This is a genomic window from Clostridiisalibacter paucivorans DSM 22131 (genome assembly GCF_000620125.1).
Lineage (GTDB): Bacteria > Bacillota > Clostridia > Tissierellales > Clostridiisalibacteraceae > Clostridiisalibacter > Clostridiisalibacter paucivorans.
This window is the reverse complement of record NZ_JHVL01000076.1, coordinates 1-7429: the sequence shown is the minus strand read 5'-3', so window position 1 is coordinate 7429 and position 7429 is coordinate 1. Positions and strand designations below refer to the sequence as shown.

General features: G+C 28.2%; 8 protein-coding genes. 6 read left to right on the top strand and 2 right to left on the bottom strand.

Annotated features, from left to right (window positions below; genetic code table 11):
- On the top strand, window positions 1–285 hold a 285-nt coding region (locus tag Q326_RS0114475; RefSeq protein WP_026894727.1), incomplete at its 5' end, for an ATP-binding protein.
- Window positions 286–1434: 1149 nt separating this feature from the next.
- On the opposite strand, the gene Q326_RS19030 is transcribed toward Q326_RS0114475, so the two are convergent.
- Both Q326_RS19030 and Q326_RS19025 read right to left on the bottom strand, forming a co-directional pair.
- Window positions 1435–1935 carry a transposase gene (locus Q326_RS19030; protein ID WP_250160353.1) on the bottom strand — a complete coding sequence of 167 codons (501 nt, stop codon included), beginning with the start codon at window positions 1933–1935 and terminating at the stop codon, window positions 1435–1437.
- Window positions 1936–2176: 241 nt separating this feature from the next.
- Entirely contained in the window at window positions 2177–2704 is a 528-nt protein-coding gene (locus tag Q326_RS19025; RefSeq protein WP_250160352.1) for an IS110 family transposase, read from the bottom strand.
- Between the two features lie 365 nt (window positions 2705–3069).
- Between Q326_RS19025 and Q326_RS0114465 the strand changes: the two genes are divergently transcribed.
- The 5 genes from Q326_RS0114465 to Q326_RS17545 form a co-directional block, all read left to right on the top strand.
- Window positions 3070–4248 carry a hypothetical protein gene (locus Q326_RS0114465; protein WP_026896018.1) on the top strand — a complete coding sequence of 393 codons (1179 nt, stop codon included), beginning with the start codon at window positions 3070–3072 and terminating at the stop codon, window positions 4246–4248.
- A gap of 178 nt (window positions 4249–4426) precedes the next feature.
- Entirely contained in the window at window positions 4427–5020 is a 594-nt protein-coding gene (locus tag Q326_RS0114460) for a hypothetical protein (RefSeq protein WP_026896017.1), read from the top strand.
- 526 nt (window positions 5021–5546) lie between these two features.
- Window positions 5547–6485: a DDE-type integrase/transposase/recombinase gene (locus tag Q326_RS0114455; protein ID WP_026896016.1), complete on the top strand. Its 939-nt coding sequence runs from the start codon at window positions 5547–5549 to the stop codon at window positions 6483–6485.
- A 239-nt stretch (window positions 6486–6724) separates the two neighbouring features.
- Window positions 6725–6955 (top strand): preprotein translocase subunit SecG, encoded by a 231-nt coding sequence (gene secG, locus Q326_RS0114450; RefSeq protein ID WP_026896015.1) that lies wholly within the window; start codon window positions 6725–6727, stop codon window positions 6953–6955.
- Window positions 6956–6973: 18 nt separating this feature from the next.
- Window positions 6974–7429 (top strand): sodium/proton-translocating pyrophosphatase (locus Q326_RS17545; RefSeq protein WP_431188272.1); only part of this gene is annotated, 456 nt, incomplete at its 3' end.

Genomic DNA, 7429 nt, shown 5'->3' with positions numbered 1-7429 from the left:
AAGAAATTTGAGAAATATGATTTGATAATAGCAGATGAACTTGGATATATTTCTTTTGATAAAGAAGCCTCTGAGCTCTTATTCACCTATCTTTCCTTAAGAGCAGGAAGAAAATCTACAATAATAACTACAAATTTATCATTTGAAAGGTGGGATGAAATATTTAAAGATCCAGTAATGACAGCTGCAATAATAGATAGACTTACACATAAATCATATATTGTAAATATGAATGGTAATTCTTATAGATTAAAAGAAACTAAACTTTGGTTAGAAAAGCAATAATTTTTTTACCTTAACTAGAGGAGAATTCGATTAGAATTTAGAGGAAATTTCGGTTGACAAATACATAATCTCTTCTGGTGTTAAGGCTGTAGAAATAACATTATCAGAGTCATAGAAATTCACATCTCTAATGAGATTAAAGCCATTAGTTGGAATAACAGTTTTTGGAAATGACCAAAATGACCGTTGAGGTGCCTCACTGCTAGAAGAAGCATATTTAGGCATTTGACTTTGAGCATATTTTTCAATGTCAAAAGTAGAGTTTGGATTTTGTTTTTTTAGTGGAAGCTTTCCGTTTATGGAGTTGACTTTGATAAAATTTAAGATTATTTTCAGTCACATAAGGTCTAAATCCAGTCGTATCAGTAATTAACACTGAAGATAATAAAGAATTTATTTTCTTAGCCATAACATCAGTAATATCAACCAGGTTATGAAATAAATCACTTAACTCATTAAGATACTGTGTCTTAAATCTACAAAGCTGAGATCCATTAGGAACTTTCAAGAAACCATAGAATTTACGCATTTCAGAAGAAATATTTAATAAAGAAATCATTGTATTAATATTAGGTATAGATAAGATATTTTTAAGTACAAAAGTTGAAAGTATTCATTCAAGTGAAATTTTTTCTTTTCATACAAAATTTAGAATAATAAGATTGGCAAAAAGAAAATGGAATAAAAGCACTAATATTAACAAATTTATATAATAAAGCAAGAAAATATTCTTGATTTTGATTATAAAACTTATCAAAATTAGAAGACACATCATAAAAATTTAATTATTCAGCTGAAATTGGCATAAGTTTCTTCTCTCATTTCACTTTAGGTTATAAACATCTGGTTAGTGAATATATACTCTAAAATGAGGAAAACTTAGCTATTTCAATAAATTTAGTATTTAAGCCAGTTGTAGCATTATGCAATGACTTATAGTGCAAGCTCACAAGGAGGGGGGGGATATGTATATGATATAAGAAATTCATTTTCAAAACATTCTGAAATTCAATTTTAAATTATAAAAGCAATCTGGTAATATGTCAAGATAATATTTTGAAAAAAGACAAAAGAAATGTTTGAAAAAGGGTAACCTTAATAGAACCTATGGTTTTCCACAAAAAAACAGGTTTAGGATAGGAAAATATTTTATTGAATCTCTCCAACTTTATCATTGGAGTAGATTTGATTTTTAGTCAGCAAGCTAAAAATCAGGCGTACTAATTTACGAGATGTAAGTGCGAGTGTTCTTTTGTGCTGGTGAGTAGTTACTTCACCATATTTTTTGTAGTAATATTCTTTGTACTCGACATTGCGGTTTTTAACACTGCTAGCAGCCTCGATTAAGTAGTATCTAAGGTACTTGTTACCAGTTTTAGTCATTCTGGTATTATCTGAAGAGTAATTACCAGATTGATTAACTCGCCAAGTAAGACCTGCATATTTAGCTAAAGCATCATGAGAGCGAAATGAAGTCATTGTGCCAATTTCAGCTAGAATACCACTGGCAAGTACTGGACCTATACCTTGTATAGAAGTAAGAGACTGATATTCAGTAGTATTGATACCTTTAATATTTTTTTCAATAGCTTTGATCTCATTTTCTAAAGCCTTAATAACATTAAAAAATGAGGCGATTGATACATTCAAAGGCTCATATAATACTTTATCTAAACGGTAAGAATCTCTAGCAGCTTTTTTGAGTAATTTAGCAGTTTCTAATGGATTGCTAAATCGATTTTTCCCTTTCTCTCTTACGAAAGCTACTAAATCTTCGATAGAAGAATAAGTAATATCATCTAAAGAGAGAAATTCAGTTAAAACAGCAGCTGATGTGGCTTCATAAGTGTTAGAGAAAGGCTTATCTTCCTTATCTAATGTAACTAACTGACTAACTAAACTTCAAATATATATTAGATACCATATAAGCTTTTTCTTTAGTAATAGACTCAACTAAATGCAGTCTATGATGAGTCAATCTTTGCAGTGCAAGAAACTGAGCTCCCCTCCAGGGGCCAGATGTTATTCTACCGCATCTAGCAAAATCAGCAATAATATAAGCATCCAAAGGGTCGGTCTTATCCATATCAACAAAAGACTTTCTGTAATTAGCAATAGTCTTAGGATTAAGACAATATACAAGAGGCTTGTATGCTAAAAGTATTTCGTTTGAAGATAGATAATTAGCTATGTGAGTACTATAAATAGAGGTAGATTCTAGGGCAATAACAGCATATTTTAAACTATTAGAATTTAAACAGTCTAGAATGCTTCCTAAAATTGATTCAGCACCTGGCTGGTTATTCAAAGCTTTTAGGTTAAGAAGTTTATTACCCTGAAAATCAAGAGCACATAAGACATTAGTCTTAGAACTAACATCAATACCAACAAATAAAGTTGACATTATATTGTTCTTCATGATATCACCACCTTTCCTAGAAAATGGAGAACAATTAGTAAAAGAGATATCCTAATCTTAGTCGCTAACTGCAACCTCGCACTATTAGCATTCATCTTTGAAAACTAACCTTACTGTTGGTCTAATCAAAGAGATGCAGCATCTGAGTAGGCAGGATATGACAACTAAGTCAGGAAGCATGCTTTTTTGGCAATAACCTTATGGTTTTGCAAGGAGGACAAGAATTATCCTTTGCTAATTATTCTATAAGTATATTTTAGCCTTAGGATATCTCTTTGTAAAAGTGTAATGAGAAATAAAATTAAAAAATATGCTTAGAACACTTTTTAAAGGGTTCTAAACATATTATACGAGGAGAATAAAAAATGAAAAAAATTACAAGTATAATGTTGACATGTATATTAATAAGCTTATTAGCTGTACCTAGTTTTGGTGTAACATTAGAAAGAGATATATCAAATGCAAGGATATTTAGAAATATTAATATCTCAAAAAATGCTTTATCAGCTGATAATATTAAAGAAATAAATGTAGATATTAATAATAAATATTTTACAAACAAAAAAATTAGTTTATTAGGAATTATTAATAATGAAGATAGTTTTAATATTCAAGCTAAAATAGATAAGAATGGAATTAAAGATGTTAAAGATGAAGAAAATAACTTTGATGTGTTAAATATAAAATTAAAAAATGATACAGCATTTTTAATATTATACAAGAAAGATAAACATTATATGGTTTATGTTACCATAACTGATATTAATAATTATTATAATGAGGAAATTGAATATAATAGATATTGGTATGGAGAATTACTAGAACCAAAGATATCAGAAAAAGATATTACTTTGTTGAGTCCAAAATCATCAGGTACAAAGACTAAAACAAAAGAAAAAACTTACACATATGAATATTCAATTTATGGAGACAAAATTTATGAAAGACTAAAAATGAATTTTATTTATATTTATCCAAAATCTAAGGATGGCAATGAGATAGATTTTAATATAAAAATGAAGGTAAAAGAAAAGTTTACTGAAATTGAATATTATGACGGAAGATATTCTAAAGAAGATGGTTGTAGCTTATTTGTTCCAGGCGGGACATTACATTTAGCTACTGATGAAGGAGAAATGGTAGTTAAAACAGAAACTATAAAAAATTGTACTTTAAAAGGAAAAGGGTTAAATTTTAAGTATTCTTGGTGCTATAATATACCTAAGACTATTTTCAATATCACATCTAGTTATGATGAAGATAAAGAAACAAACGATGATAAATATATGTATGATGGATATGGAGATAAGAAGGCTACTCAAGTATCTGTTACATTAAATCCATATAAATACCATTTGGAAAAAGATGGACATTACTTTGGAGTGGTTGCTGGTGTTGGTTCTGCAGATGGCTATTCTTCAACAGGAAATAAAAAAATAAAAACAAAATGGGATTTTTATGTTCAGAGTATATCAGGATCAGGTGCAAATCATTCATCCCATAAAAAATATTCTTATTCATTATACTATGATGTTAAATTATAATAAAAAGTAAATATGTTGCAATATATATTGCAACATATTTACTTTTTATAGATAATAGATAAATTTTCATTTATATATTATAGGTTATTGAATAACTAAAATTACTAATGAAAAAGATGCCATATTCTAATATCGTATTAAGTGCTAACAAAACAATTATTAGAAAGGAAGTGTATACATGAATAAGACTAATAAATGGGAGTATAAAAACCTAGTTTTAATATTCATAATAATTATATTGGCATTATGTATGTATAAGTGTAATTACTTGTATAAATTAAATTATAAATATAGTAGATATTTTACTAAAGAAATAGATAGTAGTGTTAGAAAGTCAAAAAAAGATATAGAAAAAAATTTTGAAATTTTAAATAATGTAATAAGAAACAAATATATCAATAAAGACCAATGGAATGATTTAGGTTACGGATATAGAACAGTGTATTCTAATATGTCATTTTTAAAAGAAATTTCAGAACACATAAGAATTAAATTAGATGAAAAATATAATTTTGAGACAAGTGACAGACATGCATATACTGAGTACTTTACTTATTTTTTAACATCTAATATAAGATTTAAGCTTGAAGATAGAGATACAAAATATTTTTTAAATGAAGATGAATTAATTTATTTTAATAAAATGCTTAACTTTACTAATAAATATTTGGATATATTGACAAAATATAATGGAATTAAAAAATATGTAAATGAAGATAAATGGCTAGACTTAATTTATGAGATGGATAAAATATTAATTGATGATTACTAATCTCCAGCTTTTTAAATATACTTTCAAAATGGTAAGAGATAGCTTTTTAACATAGGATTTAAATTAGTAATAAGTATCATAGGAATTTCACCAAATTCTCTTATCACAATAAGAGTAAGTTCTTTATCAGATATAGAAGGCAAAGTTATAGGTATGTAAATAAACTTATACTTTTTAGTTTTACTGGTTTTGTTTTTAACAATAGCATGGTGGGATTATTTTCCAAAAACAATTGTACATCATGTGAAACACGAATTTATATTTTGATTCTTAGTAAACTTATTATATTAAAAGAAAGAGAGATTTTACTTATTTTTATGGAAAAATTTAAATTTGTGGATAGATATATAACTAGAAATTATCTTATCCACAAAGATTAATTTTTAATTTCCTTTAAAAATGGGAAAACTCTAGTTGAAATATGATATGAGATAATACATTTGTGACAAGAAAACAATAAAAAAGGAAAGTCCTCTGATATAATGTTGTTTACCACAACAAACAAAAATCGGAGGGATCTTTCCTTATGGAAACAATTATAACAGAAGAGATGAGATTTCGTCAAAGAATAGTTGAATATGCAATTAAACATGATAATAATGCTAAAGCAGCTAGAAGATATCACACTAGTCGCCAGCAAGTATGGCGTTGGAGAAAAAGATATGATGGAGATGTAAGGTCTTTAGCAAATAAGAGTACAAGACCACATTTTCATCCTAATCAGCATACTCGAAAAGAGCTAAATTTAATAAAGCATAAACATAGATACCATAAGCATGAAGGGTATGCACAGGTGTATAGGAAATTAAGGGATGCAGGGTATAAAAGAACCTATGATTCTATGTGCAGACAAATAAGAAAAATGAAATTAAATGTAGTAAAGAAAAGAGCTAATTACCCTAAATCTAATTATCGTAAAAATCCAGCTACTTATCCAGGAGAAAGAGTACAAATAGATGTAAAATATGTACCCAATGAATGTATTGGTTTTGTAAGTCACCACAGTAGATACTACCAAATAACAGCTATTGATGAATATTCAAGAAAAAGATATTTAGAATTAGTTAATGAACTTAGTACATATAGTACATCTAACTTTTTAAAACGATTAGAAGATAAATTAGAATTTAAAATTGAATTAGTCCAAACAGATAATGGGATTGAATTTGTTAATGATCAAGACATTACAAATAAGAAAACTAGATTTGAAAAATATTTAGAAAAACTAGATATAAAACATAAACGTATTCGACCATATTCACCATGGCAGAATGGGGTAGTAGAACGTAGTCATAGAATAGACAATGAATTATTCTACAGTAAAAGAAGGTTTAGTAGCTATAAACAAATGGAAAAATCATTTAGAAGGTATAGTAAGAGATACAATAATATAGCAAGAAAAATCCTTGACTTTAGAACTCCAAATGAAATAGTTAATAAATATTTCTCTAAAAATGCTGTTTAAGATGATATTGCTAATAATTCTTTAATCAAGGATCGCTATCGCTTTCCTCCTTGACAAAAGAATTATTAACAATATTTAAAAATTACAGCATTATCAGAGAATTTTTTCAGAGGTTTGTGTCACATATGTTTGACTTCTCTAGAAAAATGGGAAAACTCTAGTTGAAATACTCATTGATTTTATATATACACTGTGTTAAAATATGTATGTTAATTTAATATGGGAGGTGGAATATAGAGATGACAACGGTATTTACAGTTTTGATATTGATAACGAGTTTAGTACTAATAGGAAGTATACTGCTTCAATCAGGTAAAAGTGCAGGATTATCAGGAAGTATAGCAGGTGGTGCAGAAAGTATTTGGGGAAAAAATAAAGGTAGAAGTTACGAGGGTATATTGAGTAAAGTTACTACTGTATCAGCAATAATATTTATTATTTCTGCCCTTGTTTTAGCAGCAATAAAATAAAACTGTGTACAAAGGAGGATAAAAGAAGTGAAACTAATAGGACCAATAATAGGAATATTGGCATTAATATTTGCGTATTACAAGGCTATTTCTATTAACAAAGTAGATGTGGGTAATGATAAGATGAAGGAAATTTCATCCCATATTCAAGAGGGTGCAATGGCCTTTTTATCAAGGGAATATAAAACCCTTGTTATATTTGTGGCTATTCTCTTTGTGGTATTGGGAATAGGAATAGACTGGGGAACTGCAATCTCCTTTATAGTAGGAGCAGTGTTCTCAGCGTTAGCTGGTTTTTTTGGTATGAGAGTGGCTACTAAGGCCAATGTTAGGACTGCCAATGCGGCAGAAAAATCAGGTATGAATAAGGCTTTATCTGTGGCATTCTCAGGTGGTGCTGTTATGGGAATGTCTGTTGTTGGTTTAGGTCTTTTAGGAGTAGGTACCCTTTACTACATATTTAGTAAAGATGCT